The following is an 18,468-nucleotide window of genomic DNA, read 5'->3' on the forward strand; positions in this document are numbered from 1 at the left end:
CTAGTTAATAAGCATACTAACCTTTAACACCACCAGCTGTGATACCTTCTACCATTTGTGCTTGACCTAATAGGTAAATTGCAATAGGTACTGCACACATTACTACTGCTATACACATTGTTGGAACAATTGCAGTTTCATGTACACCTTTGAAACTAGCTAGTCCCAAGGCTAAAGTATATTTGCTTCTACTATTTAAGAATACCAATGGTCCAAGGTAGTCGTTCCAACAAGTAACGAATGTTTGAACTGCAACGAGTGCTATTACAGGTTTCATCATTGGCATATAAATTTCACTATAAATTTGCCACTCATTAGCACCATCAATCTTGGCTGCTTCTGAGAAATCGTTTGATACTTGTTCAACATATTGTCTCATTAGGTAAATGTAATAAGCTGATCCGAATAAAGCTGGAACAATAAGTGGTTTTAATGTGTCAATCCAGCCTAGCATATTAAATTGCATGTATTGAGGGATGACTGTAACGTCCCAAGGCAACATCATGGTTCCTAATAGGAGCATAAAGAAGAATGTCTTTCCTTTAAAATCAAACTTTGCAAAAGCATATGCTGCTAATGAACCTGATATTACTTGACCTAGAATATTGAAGAAGCTTATCAATAATGAGTTGAATGTATATAATCCAAACGCTTGTGAATTCCAAGCATCTACGAAGTTATGCCACTTCCATTCACTAGGTAAAATCTTTGGTGGGAAGGTCATTACTTCTGGTTCTGGTTTAACTGCAGTCAGCATCATCCATACAAATGGGAAGATAAAAGTTATGGATACTATAGCAGCAATAATAAAGAAAATTACTTTTGTAGTTTTAGATGTTTTCATTATTTTTTACCTCCCTTTTTTTTGGTATAAACCCAGAAATCTGAAGATTTAAAGACTAATGCTGTTAAAATCATGATAATAATAAACATGACCCAGGCGTTAGCAGCTGCATAGCCTAACTTATGCTTATCAAAGGCGTTGTTATAAACAAATAGTCCGTACATATGAGTTGATCTCAATGGACCACCTTTGGTTAATAACATGACTAAATCTAAACTTTGTAAAGTTGTAATAATTGATGTAACTGTATTAAATAGGATTGTTGGTGTAATCAATGGCAAAGTGATACTAAAGAATTGCCTCATCTCACTAGCTCCATCAATAGTAGCTGCCTCATAAACATCTATAGGAACACCTTTCAACGCTGTATAGAAAACTAACATTAATGAACCAACACTCCAGATAGATGCCATAATCAAAGCCGCAAATGCTGAGCTTGGATTATTTAGCCAGTCTGGACCTTTTATTCCAATTAATGAAAGTAGGTAGTTGATAATACCGAATTCAGAGTTTAACATCCAGTCAAATATGATTGACACTGCAACACTTGAGATAACAGTTGGTAAGTAGAATGCTACTCTAAATGCAGTTGCACCCTTAATGTTTTTACTAATAATTAAAGCTAATACTAGTGCTAATACAAGCTTCAATGGTACGAAAATTACTGTAAATAACATTGTAATTTTGAGTGATGACCAGAATTGTGGATCTTGAGTAAACATTGTTACATAGTTGTTTAATCCCACAAATTCAGGTGAGCCTATTACTGGCCAGTTGAAAAAGCTCATTATTAAGGACATGAGCAATGGACCAGCAGTAAATAATATCAAGCCAATAAACCATGGTAATAAGAACAGATATGGTGTGGATCTACTGTATAGTCTATTCTTTTTGGCGTCCTTTCTTTTTGACATATATGGAGCTGATCTACTATATGGTCTATTTTTGTTGGTATCCTTTCTTTTTGACATAATAAACTCCTAATTTATTTTAATAAGATTTGCCCGATATAAATCGGGCAAACTTTGTTCTTCTATTCTTCTTAACTTAACGTTCTGCTTTAGCTGCTACTTCGTCGAAAGCTGTTTTCGCATCAACTGCTGAATTTTTGTTCAAAATTTGCTCTAGAGCTAATTGAATATCATCAGATACGTTTGACCATTGATCTGTTGCTATAAATGAAGCTGGCATGTGTTCTGCTGAGCGCTCTAGCATTTCATAGAATTTTACTGTTGCTTCAGATTTCTCTAGACCTTCAGATTCTACAACTGATTTCAAGACCGGCAACTCGAAGCCAATTCTTTCTTTGTTCAATTCTTCGCTTGTCCAATATTTAATAAATTCCCAAGCTGCTTCTGCGTTCTTAGAATCTTTAGATATACCTAAACCTGAACTACTTACGATACTTTGTGATTTTTGATCTCCGAAGTTAGGTAATAGAGCTATACCGTAGTTAATACCTGATGCATTCAATGCGTCTACTGACCAAGCACCGTTCATGTACATACCAATCTTGCCAAGTTTGAAGTTATCCTCCCCGTAGTCGTTGGTTGCTACCGCAGTACCATCCATGATCATTTCTTGGAAGAATGCAAATGGCTTAGCTGTAGCCTCAGAGTTAATTACATCCTTCATATTACCGTTCTCATCTGAGAAAGCTCCGCCGTTTGACCAAGCAAACATCTCATAGTCGTATGGATCTGGTTTAATAGGAACTGCTAAACCGAATGTGCTATCATCCAATGCTGAGATTTTCTCTGCTGCTGCTTTTGCATCATCCCAAGTCCAGTCACCTGTTGGCATTTCTACTCCAGCTTTTTCAAATAGGTCTTTGTTATAGTACATAACGTGAGTTGTAAATCCTACTGGGATACCATATACATCGTCACCGATCTTGTTATAGTTCCATAATGTTTCGTAGAAGTTATCTTTGTACTCTTTACCTTCTTTTTCAATGAAGTCGTTTAGAGATAACAAAGCTTTGCTATATTTTGGATAGTTCCACATATACATTACATCTGGAGCATCTTTACCACCCATAGCTGCTGTTACTTTTGTATCGTAGTTATCACCATAAGCTTCCAAGCTTACTTCGATTTTGTCATTCTCTTTGTTGAATCTATCTACTCTCTCTTGTTGATCGGTCAGGTCTTGAGCGTTATCCCAAGTTGCAAAACGGATTTTAACTTTGCCGTTATTAGAACCGCCTGAGTTGTTACAAGCTACTAAAGAAAATGCTGTAGCTATTGTTAAAGCAATTGCTCCTGCTTTTTTGATAAATTTCATACATACCTCCCATAATTAATGAAATTTGTGCAATACTACAACCTATAATTGGGTTCCTTCTCCAATTTATAAGGGTCCAAGGTTAATGTACCGACCCCCAAAAGTTAGACCAAAATCTAACGATTGGGAGGTCGGTATTTTTATGGCAAAACATAGTTTTGAATTCAAGAAGAAAGTTGTTTTAGAATATTTGGATGGTAAAGGTGGACTGGATTATCTTTCTAAAAAATATGGATTTGGCTCTAATTCTCAAATACGCAAATGGATCAATGCATATAAGGCGTTTGGCGATGAAGGATTAATGCGTTCTCGTAAAAAAGCAAAATATTCTTTCGAAAAGAAGCTTTATGTTGTAGAGTTATATCTATCAAGTGAGATTTCATACCAAGACTTGGCGATCCGAGAAGGTATAAACAATCCAAGTATGATTTGTAACTGGGTTAACCGCTTTCGTGTTGCTGGTCCTGATGCTTTGAAACCTCGTAAGAAAGGTCGAAAGAGAAAATTGGATAAACCTAAGATAGATAGTAAAGCTAAACAATTAGAAGAAAAAATAGTTGATACAAGTGCAGAATATGTTAAAGAACTAGAAGATGAATTGCTTAAACTAAAAATTGAGAATGCCTTTTTAAAAGAACTGAGGAGACTGCGTTTAGAGGACGAGGCAAAAATGAGAGAACGGCACTCGTCATCAACAGTCTCCGAGGAGAATTCAAACTAAAAGACCTTCTCTCTTATACAAGCATGCCTAAAGCAACATATATGTACTGGCAGAAAAGATTCTATAGAGAGAACCCTGATAAAGAAATCGAGGATAAGATTATTGAAATCAGAGAGACTCACAAGAATTATGGTTATCGTCGAGTGGTTGGAGAATTAAGAAACCAAGGCTACTGTGTGAACAAAAAGAAAGTACAACGTATAATGCAAAAACTTGTTTTGCAGGTTACCTCCTTCACTCGAAAGAGCCGAAAGTACAGTTCGTACAAAGGTAAAGTCGGAACGGTTGCTCCTAATCGCATAAGGAGACGATTTAATACATATATTCCACATCAGAAGATTACAACAGATACTACAGAGTTTAAGTATTATGAGATTAATGCTAAGGGTCACATGACAATGCATAAGCTCTATCTGGATCCATTTATGGATATGTGTAATGGTGAAATAATAAGCTATGCAATTGACAAGAATCCTTCTGCTAAAAATGTCATGGGTGCATTGGAACAGGCTATTGCAATAACATCAGATTGCAAATATAGAAGGACTTTCCATTCGGATCAAGGCTGGGCTTACCAAATGAAAGCATACTCTCATCGTCTAAAAGAAGAAAGAATCTTCCAAAGTATGTCTCGTAAGGGCAACTGTCGTGATAACGCTGTTATGGAGAACTTCTTTGGACTACTTAAGCAAGAAATCTATTATGGTGTTACTTACTATAGCTATGATGAGCTAAAGTCAGAAATAGAACGATATATAAAGTATTATAATGAACAAAGGATTAAAGAAAAATTAGGATGGCTAAGTCCAGTGCAATACAGGCTTAGACTCTTGGCTGCATAAAAATAGCGTAGCAGTCATATAAACTGCTACGCTAAAAAAGTCTAACTTTTGGGGGTCACATCATAAATTTACTTTTCACAGTCTTTTTATTTATTCTACTTTTTTGACTTGTGTAATTTAACCAATCATTTAAGTAAAATTTAGCACATAGTGCAAACATTAAAAATTAGATTTTCCGTTATTATTTTACCATATCCGTGAAATCAAGTGTTTATCTAAAACTTTAACGAAAAATTTAAACGCCCCTATGTGCATAATGCACAATAGAGGTGTTCGTTAATTGTCTATTATTACAAATTCAGGGTTTTTATCGCTATCTTCTACTCTTCACCAGTTACTAAATTTGAGATCTTTTCTTTAATAACTTTATTCAATTCTAGCAACTTAGCTTTACCTGCTTCACCTTTTGGATACTCTTTAAAAGTAACATTGGATCCTAATACAGATTTGATTACTTCTTTAGCCTCATCCTTGCTTGTTAGAAACTCTAGCGCTTTTAGGAGTCTCATGTCCTGTAAAGCTTCGAAGAATACTCTGCCTCTAATTGAGTCCAATGCTTCTCCCTTGATTCCAGGATAAACTAGGTATGCATCTCCACTTACGAATCCATTCATGGCATCGCCGTTAACGTATGGATTAAGCAAATGTCTTGAGAATTGAGCGTTATAGAAATTAAATCCCCATTGCAAGAAACCTTCAATATCATATAGATATAGCTGTGCACCTATAATTCTGTTTCTAGCAGAAGGCATGGAAATTATTCTATTACTGACTTCTAGAACCTGTGCACAACAATAGTAAGTCCATAAATTCTCAACATTATTCTCCAAGAATGGTTCAATAGCATCATTTGTAGGTATTGGTCTAGGAACTAAACCTTTTTCGAAGAACTCATAGTTACTTAGAGCATCCATAGTTCTCTCAGCTGGTAAATATGGTTCTACTATTTTCTTTGCTTCTGCATAAGTATCTATATTACTTAAATTTGGTTCATCGGAAACATGCCAGTAAGTTTTCTCCCACAAGCCTCTAGCTTCAAGATATTCACGCATAGCTGTTAGAAGTTGTTGCAAGAACTCTTTATATTCAGTACTAGTTGCCTTGGTATGCCAGCCAAAAAGCTTCTCCTCTTGGCCATCTACTTTAACAATTATCTTAGGACAAGCCACTGCTCCCCATTGTGTAAATAAGTGAGCCATTTCGAAGTACTTAATACCATGACTCAATGCTAAATCAATCCAGCGATCTAACTTATCAAAGTTAAAGTTATACTCATTGCCATTCTTCTCAATCTCTAGCAACTGAATGGTTGTTCTTTCTCCTCCAATCTGTGTATCTAACGGTGGAGTAAAAATAGGTGTCAGTAATAAGTTGACCCCATTTCTGGCTGCTGCTTCCATGTGAATATCAATTAGCTCCCAATGTCTTTCGGAGAAAACTTCAACATTATAATAATCTGCAACAGTATCTGCATGGAACCATTGTGTATGAATCAATTCTTGCTCAGGCAATTGCTGATCCAATATTTCAATTTCTAATTCATCAGACCAGATCAGCTCATCTTTATCCAATGATTTTATATTCAACTTAATATTATATTTTCCTGCCGCCATCTCTTCTGGGACTACAACATGGAACCAGAGACTGCGCCATTGATTAGCATAAGGCCTGAAGATATTAGTTTCTTTTGGTACTAACAAGTCTGGTGCTAATCTAGGATCAGTAAAAAGATAGTCATCATCTACTCTATCTAAATATACTGGCAACGTTACAGGCACTAGCTCAACTCGCTCAACACTAATGTCTAAACCTTCATCTGAAACGAGTTCATAAGTAAGATCTGGTAAATATAGTGGACCACTTTGATATTCAAAAGTATAAGCTAGCTGGAAGTTAAAGACTTCCCCTTGCAGTAGTTTAATCTTCTTTTCTTTTAAGTTATCTGGTTCTTGCTCTGGGAAAACTTTTACCAGAGAATCGGTTAATTTGAATTTAAAACTCATTTCTCCTCCAAAAGTAAAAATATACTTATATATACTTAAATATATTTATATACTTATTTATATATTTATTTATAATTAATTCTTCTATTGTTATTATTTTCTTTTCTTAGATCCAAAAACTTCTTTACATCAAAAGCAAGCCCTACCATTAGGACAATGATAGAGCTTGCGATTAAGATAATATACAAAGCTTTTGGAAGCGTCCAGACCTTTGAATTTATTAATTCTGTCAAGACTAAAATTAATAATCCAATCCATAAAGTCCAGTTTACTTCTGTTTTATTTTGTTTTTGCATATTTATCCTATTTATTATTTATTTTTCAAAAGATCTCTAATTTCTGCTAGCAATACTTCTTCTTGACTTGGAGCTGCTTCTTCAGCTGCAGCTTCTTCTTCTACTTGTTTCTTGTTTAGTTTTTGTAAGGAGTTTAGTCCTTTAATAACAAAGAATAAAACAAGTGCAATAATTAAGAAGCTGATTACTGAGTTGATAAAGTTACCTAACATAACTTCAGCAGTACCAATCTTAATTACTAATTGTGAGAAATCTGCTTGACCAATCAATAGACCAATAAATGGTGAGATAATGTCATTAACTAATGAGTTAACAATTGCTGTAAATGCAGCACCCATTACCATACCTACTGCTAGATCTAGAATATTACCTTTTGCGATAAATTCTTTAAATTCTTTCCACATAAGATTACCTATTTCCTTTCCAAATAATTTATCTATATTCTCTCATATTTATTAGAAAAATACATAAGATAATACATATTAAATGTCTTTAATGAATCATCTTGCTTTAAGGAATCATCTTACCGCTAGCTCTGTAAATCTCGTACCATTCTTCATGAGTCAATTCAAATTTACAAGCTTCAACAGTATCTTCTAGGCGTTTAATCTTAGTAGTACCTAAAACCACTTGAATATGAGCTGGATGTCTCAATATCCAAGCTGCAGCTACTGCACTAGGGTTAGTGTTATATTTATCTGCAATCTCTTCTAATTTTTTGTTTAATTCTGCGTACTCAGGATCATTCATAAATGTACCCTTGAGGTCACTTCTTTGGAATGGCGACCACGCTTGTAGACGAATATCATTTAATTGAGAATACTGTAGAGTTCCAGCAGAATAATCTATCGCTGCAGGTACTTCTCTATTAACATTAATTCCTACATCAACCATATTTGAGTGACTTACACTGAATTGCATTTGATTGAATTTTGGTTTCAACTCATCAGGTAAATAGCGATTTAACAACTCAATTTGGTATGGATTGTAGTTACTTACACCGAAGTATTTAACCTTTCCTTCATCATGCAACTTGGCAAAAGCCTCCGCAACTTGCTCTGGCTCTATCAACGCATCTGGTCTATGTAACAAGAGAATATCAATATAATCTAGACCTAATCTTTGCAAGCTTCCGTCAACAGATTCTAGAATGTGCTTAGTTGATGCATCGTATCTTCCAGGTCTTATTGATGCTTTTGTTTGTAGAATATAATCTTCTCTATCTACATCTTTTAAAGCTTTACCTAAGAAAATATCACTATCGCCACCAGCATAAATATCTGCTGTATCAAACATATTTACACCTAGTTCAATTGATCTTTTTACCAGTGCATTTGCATCTTCTTGTGAAATTCCAGGTAATCTCATTACGCCAAGTACTATCTCTGGCACCTGAATTGTTTCATTTACTGCTTTAAAATATCTCATACGAACCTCCTTGAGTTTATCTATATATAATTTACTACAGATTTAGAGCCTCTTCCAACTCTTACGCATCATTTAAGAAAAATACAGAAAAAAATACAGAAAAAATCCTGTGTTTTAGGCACAGGATTAAAATATTTTAATTTTAGTAAGTTCACTCAAAACCCCTAAACATACTGCCTCTTCTCACTATTCATATAAGCAGCATCTATAGTTGCACCTCCTAGACATTCCTCCCCTGAGTAAAAGACAATAGATTGACCAGGAGTTACAGAACGAGCTAATTCTGGGAAATAAACTCTACATTTATTATCCTCAAGGACTTCTACTCTACATGGAATATCCTTTTGGCGATAACGAATCTTGCAGGTAAGCTCTAAGTTCTTTTCTGTTTGTGGAACTATGAAATTAAGGTCTGAAGCCTCCAGCATGTCTGAGTACAGCAAAGGATTATCGAAACCTTGCCCGACATATAGAGTATTTGTTTCAATATCTTTTCCCACAACAAACCAAGGCTCGTTAGAATCTCCGCCTCCGCCAATTCCCAAACCATGTCTTTGGCCAATGGTGTAATACATTAGCCCTGCGTGTTCGCCTTTATCTTGGCCATCAATAGTCAACATTCTACCTGGTTTGGCTGGTAAATAGTTTGATAAAAACTCATTAAAATCTCTCTCTCCGATGAAGCAAATTCCAGTAGAATCTTTCTTATCTGCAGTTGGCAAGTTGTATTTATGAGCTAGTTCACGAACCTCTTTTTTATTCAGCTCACCAATAGGGAAAATAATATTTTGTAATTGCTCTTGGCTTAATTGATTCAGGAAGTAACTTTGATCCTTGTTGTTATCCACGCCTCTCAAGAGATGAGTTTGACCATCACTTCTATCTACTCTGGCATAATGTCCGGTAGCAACATAATCTGCTCCTAGCTCCATTGCATAATCTAGGAAAGCTCGGAATTTAATTTCTTTGTTGCACATTACATCTGGATTTGGAGTTCTATTCAACTTATATTCATCTAGGAAGTATGAGAATACTCTATCTTTATATTCTTCTTCAAAATTAATCGAATAGTAAGGCACGCCCAATGTATTACAAACATCAACGACATCTTTGTAATCTTCAGTCGCAGTACAGTGGCCATTCTCGTCCGTATCGTCCCAGTTTTTCATGAAAATACCAATAACGTCATAGCCTTGATCTCTTAACAAGGCCATAGCTACTGATGAATCAACACCACCACTCATTCCTACTACTACTTTTGCTTTCTTTTCTTCCATAAATATTTTCCTTTTTTATTATTCACGAAGCATTCCAAAAATTTTCACTACATATTTTAACAAACAATATTTAAGCTAAACTAGCAATAACTTCTACAAATTTATCTATATCTTCCTTGTTGTTATAAATTCCAAGAGATAAACGTAAACTCTCATCAACTCTAGGATCCTCAGCACCAAACATAGACACCAGTACCCTACTAGGCTCCAATGCGCCTGCAGCACAGGCAGATCCAGCTGATACTTCTACGCCGGCCATGTCTAATCTGATTAAAGCTTGACTGGATTTTATCCCTTTGAAGTGAATATTATGAACTCCAACGTATTTTTTTGCTGTAGCATTTAGTTCATATTCAACATTGGCTGAGTTTAATTGCGAAAATAAATAATTAGACAGCTCTTCTAACTTAGCTTCATTTTCTAATCTTTCTGCTTGAGCTAGCTCTATGGCTTTGGCAAAAGCACTCGCCAATGCTAGGCTCTCTGTACCAGCTCTATGTGAATTCTCCTGATGTCCACCAAGTTGCAGAGCTTGTAAATTAATACTTGGATCTTGATATGCTAAGCCAATTCCTTTTGGACCGTAGATTTTGTGAGCTGTTATGCTGAATGCATCTGCTTGTATATCGCCTGCGTTCAAGTCTATTTTACCGGCTGCTTGTACATAATCTGTATGGAAGAAAATCTCCTTCTCTCTCAACAACGCTGCAATTTCTTGGACAGGCATAATTACTCCTGTCTCGTTATTTACTGTCATTAATGAGACTAGTGTAGTTTCATCATTCAAGGCTTCAACAAGATCCTCAACTAAATATGTTCCAGACTTGTCCAAAGGTAAATACGACACCACAAAACCTTCTTTTTCTAAACTTTTGAAAACTTCATATACTGAAGGATGCTCAGCGTCACCAGTTATTAGATGATTACCTTTACCCTCATTTCTAAGTCTATATGCATTTGATCTTATTATTAAATTATTAGCTTCTGTGGCTCCAGATGTAAAAGTTACACCTTTTGGATTAACTGCTAAACATTCGGCTATTCTACGTCTTGCAGACTCCAACTCTGCTCGTGCAGATCGCCCACTTGCATATTGCGATGACGGGTTGCCCCAAAATTCAAGCGCAGTTTCGGACATTGTCTCCAAAACTTCTTTACGCAAAGGTGTTGTAGCTGCATAATCTAAATATGTTTTATTCATAATTTCCTATCTAGTTCATTAAGTGCTTTGTTATATTAAGTATTTTAATTAACTTAGCGCTTTAATTTATTAACCAATCCCAGTCGAACTCTACATATTTCAGGTTAACTTTACCATCTTTATCATCTTCTTCATAAAGAAGTGCAAAATTATCCTCATCTAGCTGGGTCAAGCAAGAATATTGATAACGAGTATCATTGATAAATTTCTCACTTATACATTCAATATTTTTTTCATCGTGAACGACACATAGTTTAACAGAGCCATTAGTACGATCTGGGCCATGAGGATTTGAAACTAGAATGTACTCTTTACCTTCTCTCTCGAAGTGCAATACTGACAACTGACAATAAGCTTCACACTCGAAGTCCAAATCTAACAATTCATCTTCCCATGTTTCTGCATTGTCGTAAGAAATAGCATACTTAACTTTATCCGAATAATTACGCATAAATACTAAAGTTGCTCCATTGTTTAACTGCACTAATTGAGCTTCTGAAATTTCTTGTTTAATATCTCCAACTGCACTAATAGTAGTCTTAGTATCATTTGGTGATGCACCTCTTTGCCAAGTCTTGCTTTCATCATCGGAATAGATAGTTGCTGTAGATTGATGGTTGGTCAAAGTATCTGTGAAATACACTGGGAAAACTAAACGACCATTCTGCAACTCAAGACCTACACCTGGACCAGTACCCAAGAATCTCATCCACTCGGCTTTCACCTCTCCAGTTATATTACGAGGTAATTCCCAATTTAGGCCATCATCATCTGAATATGTATACCAAATATTAGAGGTTTGATAAGTTTTTAACGGTGAGTTTTTCAAGAAAACATTGCCCAAAACTTTGTCCTGATGAGTTAGTGTCCCTAAATTTGTAAAAGGCATCTCATCTTCTAATTTAACTTTGTACAAGGTCTGGTTGCCAAAAGCATCATACACTACACCATTTTCTCTAATAGTATAGCAATGACCAAATTCATCATAAAGCGCCTGATACATTTTCCCGTCAATATTTACAAAACCTGAACCATCCTTAGCTGACCAGAAATTACCACCTTCACGGAACATGTCAATAAGCAGGTGGATTCTACCTTTGTGCGCACCTTGCTTCTGTACAAGCAAGCTCATATCTATCAAGAATGCGTAGTCATTATCATCTCCAGCTGGCAAGTCGATAATTGTGATATTGTCATCAAACTCTGTAGCTCCCTGTGGTCTACGACGAATTACCGCATTAATGTCACCCCAATCTTCTTGGTTCGTTATACGCTTGTCTGCACCTGCAATTACTGTACCATTAAGTGTTTTCACCAGTGCCGGAATTCTATAGAATCCTGAACCATCATATCCTGGATAAAAAAGATTCTCTACTTCCTCAATACTCATTTCAATTACCTAACCTTCTAGTATTTTTGTAATTTCCTATATAATTCTGTTCTTGTAATTTAAAGGCTTTGTATTACTACAAAGCCTTTATTTCATTTTAACAAAGCATATTTAATCTAAGTGTGATTATTTTTTCGCAGCCAAGAATTCATCAATTTGTTTCTGGGCTTCTTCTATTACTTTTTCAACTCCCACAGCTTCCATTTCTTTAAGCATATCTTCTAAAGCTTGATCTGGGTTTGTTGAACCAGTATTTAGAGCACTGAAATATTTCTCAGTAACATTTTCTAAACCTGCAATTTCTGTTTCAACACTATCAGGGTTAAAGACGAAACCTAGAATTGGTGAAGTTTCTGCTTTTGTATTTTGCTCAGCAACTTTTAGCCATTGATCTTCTGGGTTTGGATCCTCTACGTATAAGTTCATAAATTGCCCTTGAGAATAGCTAGGAACATTATATTTCTTAGCTCCATCTTCTGTTCTTACAACTGTATTTTCTTTGCCTTCAACTTTTTCAAAGTGAACGCCTTCTATACCGTAATTGAATAAGTTTCTGAGATATTTATCTACGTTTATCCTTTCGAGCAATTTAATAGCAGCTTCTTGATTTGAACTACCTGCACTTATAACCATATATGACCCTTGAATAGTACCTGATGTATACATAGGCCCTAAACGAGGATTGGTTACTACTGGCGCTCCATGACTATATTTACCCCAACCTACTTCTGCCCCTGGGAATCCTTGAGCTGAGAAAATATTATTATCTCCTTTAGGAACTTCATCCAGAGTACCAGCATCAGGGTTGATATAACCTAACTCATGCCATTTAGCTAAAGTTCTAAATTTATTCTGAACTTGCTCTTCTGCATAGATATTTACTGCTTTAGTGGTGCCAAAGAGAACACCGATTCCGCCTGCTAAAGGCTCATATTCGAAGTTAAGGGAATTAATTCCACTTTTATTCAAATACATTGGGTACATTTGAGGATTCTCTTTCTTAAGCAACTCTAGTACTGGAGTCATATCATCTAGAGAAATAATGTTTTTGTAATCTATATTATATTTGTTGACCATCTCTTCATCCCAAACCCAATATTGTGTTGCTGATGAATCTTTATAAGCTGGGACACCAAATATAGCACCATTACCAAGAGTTACACCTTGCCAGACATCCTTTGGAATTAATGCTTCTAGATTAGGCGTAGCAGGCAAAAGTTTACTGACATCTGCAAATAAACCATGATGGATAAATCTATTAACACCTGTTATTGGAGAACCAAAAGCTATGTCGTACTTTTCTCCACCATTAATAATAGTGTTCATATTTGAACCATAGTCGCTCCAACTCATATAAGTTATCTCTACAGATATATTCATTTTTTCTTTGAGATATTCGTTGATTTTATCTTGAACCTTTTTTAGGTCCTCAGGGGCAGTACCAACTGTATAGTAACTTAAAGTTACACCTTTACCATCGTAGTTAGGTAAGTTCTCAGCCTCAAAATCCAATTTAGCTGGATCTACCTGAACTTCATCATTACTTTTGTTTATCTCTTGACTACCCTTGTCATCTGCCTTATTACAAGCAACTAATGACACTGCTAAAACTAAAGCTAAACTTGCACTTAGTATCTTCTTAAGATTCCTCATGATCTCTTCCCTTCCTTTCCTTTGAAAAAAATAATTCCTTTAACCTACGAACTTGCGTTGGATAAGTGTGATCCTAATTACATGTTAAGCCATTTCCAATAATATCTCTACGTTTTTTATTTTTTATTATTTTGTTTAACTTTTTATATTTTTGTAGATAGTTTAAAAATCATAAAGTTCCATAATTAAATGAAACAATAGTTGAATCAAACAATCTAGTCCTATACTAAATTTTTAAGCTAAAAGAAGAATCGTAAATGTCAATTAAAATATATCAGGATGAGATAAAAAATCAATATTTTAGAATTATAAGAAATGTAAAATACAAAGATAACAGCGCCTTTTGTCACGGATATGATATAATATTCGTGACAAGGAGAGTTGTAATGAGTTCATATACTGAAATAATATCTGACAAAATAAATAATTTTGACTCACATAAAGTATTTTTTGCAAATGACTTTTTAGATATTGCGTCAAATGCTACGGTTAGACAAATATTAAAAAGATTAGCAGATGAAAACAAAATTAAGCGTGTCATTGATGGCTTTTATTATAATCCAACATACAGTGAATTAGTTGGAGAGTACGAAGCAATATCAGTCCATGAGTTAGCACTAGCTATAGCAAGAAAATACAATTGGAATATTGCACCGTACGATAGCACCGCCTTAAACTTACTAGGACTTTCAACACAAGTACCAGCTAACTATAAATATATATCTAGTGGAAGATATAAAGAGTATAAAATTGGAAATACCATTCTAGAATTCAAAAAAGTAAATCCAGGCGAGATTGCTAATATGTCTTTAAAGACGGCAACTGTAATTCAGGCAATCAAGTCTATAGGTAAAGAAAATATCAATGAGCAAGATATACAAAAGATAAGAGAAAATTTAACTGATAAAGAAAAAGCAGATCTAATGAATCAATCAAAATCAGCCTCAGCATGGATATATGAAGTAATAAGAGAAATCTCTAAGGCCGAAAATGAATAAATTCTATATAGAAAACAAAGAAGATTTGAAAGTTTTAATAGTAAATACTGCAAGAAAGAAAAATATTTCTGAGGTTATTATTGAAAAAGATTATTGGGTTACTATCATCCTAGACTATCTATTTAATGAAAATAAATGGAAAGAATATTTTACTTTTAAAGGTGGAACATCTCTATCAAAATGCTTTGGACTTATTGAAAGATTCTCTGAAGATATAGATTTAATCCTGGATTGGCGAGTATTGGGCTATGAAGAAAAAGAACCATGGATAGAAAGATCAAACACTAAACAAGATAAATTTAATAAGGAAATTAATGTAAAGACAGAAATCTTCTTAAGAGATAAATTATTAAAAGTATTAGAAAAAGATCTTAAGAACTTGGGTTTTGAATTTTCCATTGATCGTATTGATCAGCAAACAATTCTTTGTAAATATCCTAAAATCTTTGAATCTAATTATTTAGCGCAAAATATAAGGCTTGAAATAGGAAGTCTTGCAGCATTAACACCTGCAATTGAAGTAGAAATCTTGCCAATAATCGGGGAGGCCTATCCGAATGTATTCAGAATAAAAACTAATATAAGGACAGTATCAGCAGAGAGAACCTTTTGGGAAAAGGCAACAATACTTCACCATGAAGCAAATAGACCAGAATCTTCTTCAATGCCACACAGATATGCTAGACATTTTTACGACTTATATAAAATTACAAATTCAGATATTAAAAACAAAGCTTTAGAAGATAAAGATTTATTAAAAAAAGTGATTGAATTTAAAATGAAGTTTTACCCTAGAAAATGGGCAAAGTATGAAGAAGCGTTAAATGGCAGATTAAGATTAGTTTCTGCTGAGTATCGTTTTTCCGAAATCGAAAAAGATTACAGGGCTATGTCAGAAATGATATATGGAAACTATCCAAAATTTGAAGATATTATAAAAACTCTTAAACAACTAGAAAATGAAATCAACTCCTAGCAAGCTCTCCCACTCTAAATCTCATTACGATTTTTTCGCCAAAAGAAGTAAGCAAACTCTGCAATCAAGACGTTCACAGTAGTCGCAATAGCCAAAGGTACCCACAAGCTCACAATCATACCCCAGGCTAAAATTGGAATTAATGGCAAAGTGGCGACAACACTATTCATTAGAATTGCAACAAGCACTCTTATTACAATCGCTCCCAAGCCATTGCCAAATTTTCTGGCTAAGAATCCATGAAGCATCATTACAACAGCCATAGATATAGCGGTAATCATATGAACAACTGGGGATAAAGGCATACCAGAAATCAAGGCACTGAATAGATGGCCTGTTGCACCAACGAACCCACCATAACCTGACCCCAACAAAAGAGCTGCCAAAAACCCTGGTGCTGAATCTAATGCAATGGTATTGCCCCAAAATTTAACATTGGCTCCCAACAAACTTAGAGCAATAAATAGCCCTGCCATACTAAGGTTTTTGAGTGTCACTTTGCGTGCATTATGAACTTGTCTAACTTTCGATTCTGATAAGTTGCTCCTATTACTATCGTGCTTTTCCATTAAACTACTTTCATCAGCGTGCTTTTCCTTTAAGCCACTATATTCAGCATGTTTTTCCCCAGCTCTATTTTCTGGATACCTTCTCCCATTCAAGCTCATTTTATTCCATTACCCTCTCAGCTCAACAAGCTCATTCTAGTAACCTCTTAGTTCAAGCTCCTCTGCGATTACATCTTGATCAATTTCTCTAACCTCACCAGAGATCTTATAATATTTATCATCATAATCAGTAATATCTCTATAAACTCTACAAGGATTACCAAAAGCAACCACGTTTGCTGGAATATCCTTAGTTACTACACTACCTGCACCAATAACTGAATTATCACCAATCTTTACACCTGGCATTATTGTAACTCCAGCTCCAAGCCATACATTTTCGCCAACATGGACAGGAGCATTAAACTGCATTCCTTGACGTCTCAACTCTGGTGAAATTGGGTGTCCTGCAGTAGCAATTACAACATTAGGTCCAATCATTGTATACGCTCCAATATATATATGTGTGTCATCGACAAAAGTAACGTTAGAGTTCATATAGACGTTATCGCCTACGTGAACATGGTACCCACCAAAGTTTGCATTGAGAGGTGGTTCAACATATACATTTTCTCCACATTCAGCGAACATTTCTCTAAGCAAGTCTTCTCTAACTTTCTTGCTGCTATTACTGGTAGCATTATATTTGTCCAAAATTGCTTGTCTACTTTCTTGCAGTTCGAAGAATTTCTTACCAGCAGGTAAATGAACAATTCCAGCATGTTGATATTTCTGCTTACTTCTAAAAGAATATTCTGCTTTTTCTGCTTCAGTCATATTTGCAAATTTCTCTCTTGCTTTGTCCCTATTTTTACTAGACATTTTTTGCTCCTTTTTAGCTCCTTTTTAGCCTATGTATTTGTTTTCTTATATACAAATACTAAACTATTTGCTCGATAAATTTCAATATTAATAAATATTTAATTACGATGTATCTATGTTAGTGATAAACTTTAGTAATGAAGGAGACAGTAAATGAATTTTAATATTTCAGAATTTGAATCAGATATTACTACAGCCCTGAATAACTCTCGCTCTAAGTTGAGCACGGGAAAAGTTGTCGACTACATTCCAGAGTTGTCCACAGCTAATCCGGAGCACTTGGGGTTCATGCTTAAGACAGTGGATAATCAAAAATTCTCCTGTGGTGATACTGATATCAAGTTTACAATCCAAAGCATCTCAAAAGTCGCTGCTCTAATTATTGCTATAGAGACTTTTTCCTATGATTTTGTTTTTGATAAAGTCGGTATGGAAGCATCTTCTGCGCCATTTACTGAGCTAAGTACTCTTGACACCGCTCCACATAAGCCTAATAACCCTTTCATCAACGCTGGAGCCATAGTTATTGCCTCTATGCTAGAGAGCAAATATACAATTGAGGAAGCTATAGAAATTATAGGCAAATATTGCTCCAATCCAAATTTAGAAATAGAAATGGATGTTTACAATTCTGAAGTAAGTAGTAATTCTCGTAACCACTCACTTACATGGGAACTCAAGAATTTGAATCTCCTCAGCTCTACCCCTAGTAAATCATTGGAATTTTACACACGTCTTTGTGCTATTAACTTATCTCTCGAAGATTTAACTAACTTCGCTACTCTTCTAGCTAATTATGGCAAAGACCCTGAAACTGGCGAGCAAATTATTTCTGCTAAAACTGTAAAAGTAGTCCTTAGCATCATGTTTACATGTGGATTATATAATGGTACCGGTAGTTTTGCTGTCAAAGCTGGCTTAGCTGCCAAAAGTGGCGTCTCAGGTGGAGTGATCTATGTAAAACCACAAGAATTTGGCATTGCTACCTTCGGCCCAGCACTTGATGCTAATGGAAACAGTATCGGTGGATTAGACTTGGTTGAGCAGCTATCCCAAAAATACAATTGGCATATATTTTCCGAAAATAGCTAAAGATAAAAATTACATAATTCAAGACAAACAA

At 35.1% G+C, this 18,468-nt stretch carries 17 protein-coding genes; 4 read left to right on the plus strand and 13 right to left on the minus strand.

Annotated elements, in window-relative coordinates; all coding sequences use genetic code 11:
• Positions 1–16: 16 nt before the first annotated feature.
• The 3 genes from C5Q98_RS05675 to C5Q98_RS05685 form a co-directional block, all read right to left on the minus strand.
• Positions 17–844 carry a carbohydrate ABC transporter permease gene (locus C5Q98_RS05675; RefSeq protein WP_106012684.1) on the minus strand — a complete coding sequence of 276 codons (828 nt, stop codon included), beginning with the start codon at positions 842–844 and terminating at the stop codon, positions 17–19.
• Positions 844–1,815, minus strand: coding sequence for a carbohydrate ABC transporter permease (locus C5Q98_RS05680; RefSeq protein WP_341457355.1), 972 nt, complete (start codon positions 1,813–1,815; stop codon positions 844–846). The genes C5Q98_RS05675 and C5Q98_RS05680 overlap by 1 nt, the downstream gene beginning before the upstream one ends.
• A gap of 76 nt (positions 1,816–1,891) precedes the next feature.
• Positions 1,892–3,130, minus strand: a complete 1,239-nt coding sequence (locus tag C5Q98_RS05685) for an ABC transporter substrate-binding protein (protein WP_205728420.1) — start codon at positions 3,128–3,130, stop codon at positions 1,892–1,894.
• A gap of 142 nt (positions 3,131–3,272) precedes the next feature.
• On the opposite strand from C5Q98_RS05685, the gene C5Q98_RS05690 reads away from it, so the two are divergent.
• A protein-coding gene (locus tag C5Q98_RS05690; protein ID WP_106011845.1) for an IS3 family transposase occupies positions 3,273–4,693 on the plus strand; the annotation gives its coding sequence in 2 pieces (ribosomal slippage) (positions 3,273–3,840 and positions 3,840–4,693; 1,422 coding nt in all).
• A gap of 320 nt (positions 4,694–5,013) precedes the next feature.
• Here C5Q98_RS05690 and C5Q98_RS05695 read toward each other — a convergent pair.
• The 8 genes from C5Q98_RS05695 to C5Q98_RS05730 form a co-directional block, all read right to left on the minus strand.
• Positions 5,014–6,696 (minus strand): DUF4091 domain-containing protein, encoded by a 1,683-nt coding sequence (locus C5Q98_RS05695; protein ID WP_106012685.1) that lies wholly within the window; start codon positions 6,694–6,696, stop codon positions 5,014–5,016.
• Between the two features lie 65 nt (positions 6,697–6,761).
• Entirely contained in the window at positions 6,762–6,992 is a 231-nt protein-coding gene (locus C5Q98_RS05700; RefSeq protein ID WP_106012686.1) for a hypothetical protein, read from the minus strand.
• 14 nt (positions 6,993–7,006) lie between these two features.
• Positions 7,007–7,396 (minus strand): large conductance mechanosensitive channel protein MscL, encoded by a 390-nt coding sequence (gene mscL, locus C5Q98_RS05705; protein ID WP_106012687.1) that lies wholly within the window; start codon positions 7,394–7,396, stop codon positions 7,007–7,009.
• Between the two features lie 106 nt (positions 7,397–7,502).
• Positions 7,503–8,420, minus strand: a complete 918-nt coding sequence (locus C5Q98_RS05710) for an aldo/keto reductase (protein WP_106012688.1) — start codon at positions 8,418–8,420, stop codon at positions 7,503–7,505.
• A gap of 164 nt (positions 8,421–8,584) precedes the next feature.
• Entirely contained in the window at positions 8,585–9,697 is a 1,113-nt protein-coding gene (gene mnmA, locus C5Q98_RS05715; RefSeq protein ID WP_106012689.1) for a tRNA 2-thiouridine(34) synthase MnmA, read from the minus strand.
• Positions 9,698–9,767: 70 nt separating this feature from the next.
• Positions 9,768–10,898, minus strand: coding sequence for a cysteine desulfurase family protein (locus C5Q98_RS05720; protein WP_106012690.1), 1,131 nt, complete (start codon positions 10,896–10,898; stop codon positions 9,768–9,770).
• Positions 10,899–10,959: 61 nt separating this feature from the next.
• Complete coding sequence (locus C5Q98_RS05725; RefSeq protein WP_106012691.1) at positions 10,960–12,288, minus strand: sialidase family protein; 1,329 nt, start codon at positions 12,286–12,288, stop codon at positions 10,960–10,962.
• Positions 12,289–12,414: 126 nt separating this feature from the next.
• Positions 12,415–13,941, minus strand: a complete 1,527-nt coding sequence (locus tag C5Q98_RS05730; RefSeq protein WP_106012692.1) for an ABC transporter substrate-binding protein — start codon at positions 13,939–13,941, stop codon at positions 12,415–12,417.
• Positions 13,942–14,327: 386 nt separating this feature from the next.
• On the opposite strand from C5Q98_RS05730, the gene C5Q98_RS05735 reads away from it, so the two are divergent.
• Together C5Q98_RS05735 and C5Q98_RS05740 are read left to right on the plus strand one after the other, a co-directional pair.
• Positions 14,328–14,939, plus strand: coding sequence for a DUF6088 family protein (locus C5Q98_RS05735; RefSeq protein WP_106012693.1), 612 nt, complete (start codon positions 14,328–14,330; stop codon positions 14,937–14,939).
• On the plus strand, positions 14,932–15,915 hold the full coding sequence (locus C5Q98_RS05740; RefSeq protein WP_106012694.1) for a nucleotidyl transferase AbiEii/AbiGii toxin family protein: 984 nt from the start codon (positions 14,932–14,934) through the stop codon (positions 15,913–15,915). Before C5Q98_RS05735 ends, C5Q98_RS05740 begins: the two co-directional genes overlap by 8 nt.
• A 14-nt stretch (positions 15,916–15,929) precedes the next feature.
• Here C5Q98_RS05740 and C5Q98_RS05745 read toward each other — a convergent pair whose 3' ends face one another.
• Complete coding sequence (locus C5Q98_RS05745) at positions 15,930–16,583, minus strand: ECF transporter S component (protein WP_106012695.1); 654 nt, start codon at positions 16,581–16,583, stop codon at positions 15,930–15,932.
• Between the two features lie 36 nt (positions 16,584–16,619).
• Positions 16,620–17,345, minus strand: coding sequence for a sugar O-acetyltransferase (locus C5Q98_RS05750; RefSeq protein ID WP_242967354.1), 726 nt, complete (start codon positions 17,343–17,345; stop codon positions 16,620–16,622).
• Positions 17,346–17,498: 153 nt separating this feature from the next.
• Between C5Q98_RS05750 and glsA the strand changes: the two genes are divergently transcribed.
• Complete coding sequence (glsA, locus tag C5Q98_RS05755) at positions 17,499–18,437, plus strand: glutaminase A (protein WP_106012696.1); 939 nt, start codon at positions 17,499–17,501, stop codon at positions 18,435–18,437.
• Positions 18,438–18,468: the final 31 nt, after the last annotated feature.

The organism is Fastidiosipila sanguinis, from assembly GCF_002998295.1.
Lineage (GTDB): Bacteria > Bacillota > Clostridia > Saccharofermentanales > Fastidiosipilaceae > Fastidiosipila > Fastidiosipila sanguinis.

Coding starts and splice junctions, on each gene's coding strand:
- C5Q98_RS05740 (WP_106012694.1), top strand. CDS start 14,932: ATGAATAAATTCTATATAGAAAACAAAGAAGATTTGAAAGTTTTAATA.
- C5Q98_RS05675 (WP_106012684.1), bottom strand. CDS start 844: ATGAAAACATCTAAAACTACAAAAGTAATTTTCTTTATTATTGCTGCT.
- C5Q98_RS05685 (WP_205728420.1), bottom strand. CDS start 3,130: ATGAAATTTATCAAAAAAGCAGGAGCAATTGCTTTAACAATAGCTACA.
- C5Q98_RS05735 (WP_106012693.1), top strand. CDS start 14,328: ATGAGTTCATATACTGAAATAATATCTGACAAAATAAATAATTTTGAC.
- C5Q98_RS05695 (WP_106012685.1), bottom strand. CDS start 6,696: ATGAGTTTTAAATTCAAATTAACCGATTCTCTGGTAAAAGTTTTCCCA.
- C5Q98_RS05700 (WP_106012686.1), bottom strand. CDS start 6,992: ATGCAAAAACAAAATAAAACAGAAGTAAACTGGACTTTATGGATTGGA.
- C5Q98_RS05745 (WP_106012695.1), bottom strand. CDS start 16,583: ATGAGCTTGAATGGGAGAAGGTATCCAGAAAATAGAGCTGGGGAAAAA.
- C5Q98_RS05750 (WP_242967354.1), bottom strand. CDS start 17,345: ATGTCTAGTAAAAATAGGGACAAAGCAAGAGAGAAATTTGCAAATATG.
- C5Q98_RS05725 (WP_106012691.1), bottom strand. CDS start 12,288: ATGAGTATTGAGGAAGTAGAGAATCTTTTTTATCCAGGATATGATGGT.
- C5Q98_RS05680 (WP_341457355.1), bottom strand. CDS start 1,815: ATGTCAAAAAGAAAGGATACCAACAAAAATAGACCATATAGTAGATCA.
- C5Q98_RS05720 (WP_106012690.1), bottom strand. CDS start 10,898: ATGAATAAAACATATTTAGATTATGCAGCTACAACACCTTTGCGTAAA.
- glsA (WP_106012696.1), top strand. CDS start 17,499: ATGAATTTTAATATTTCAGAATTTGAATCAGATATTACTACAGCCCTG.
- C5Q98_RS05710 (WP_106012688.1), bottom strand. CDS start 8,420: ATGAGATATTTTAAAGCAGTAAATGAAACAATTCAGGTGCCAGAGATA.
- C5Q98_RS05730 (WP_106012692.1), bottom strand. CDS start 13,941: ATGAGGAATCTTAAGAAGATACTAAGTGCAAGTTTAGCTTTAGTTTTA.
- mscL (WP_106012687.1), bottom strand. CDS start 7,396: ATGTGGAAAGAATTTAAAGAATTTATCGCAAAAGGTAATATTCTAGAT.
- mnmA (WP_106012689.1), bottom strand. CDS start 9,697: ATGGAAGAAAAGAAAGCAAAAGTAGTAGTAGGAATGAGTGGTGGTGTT.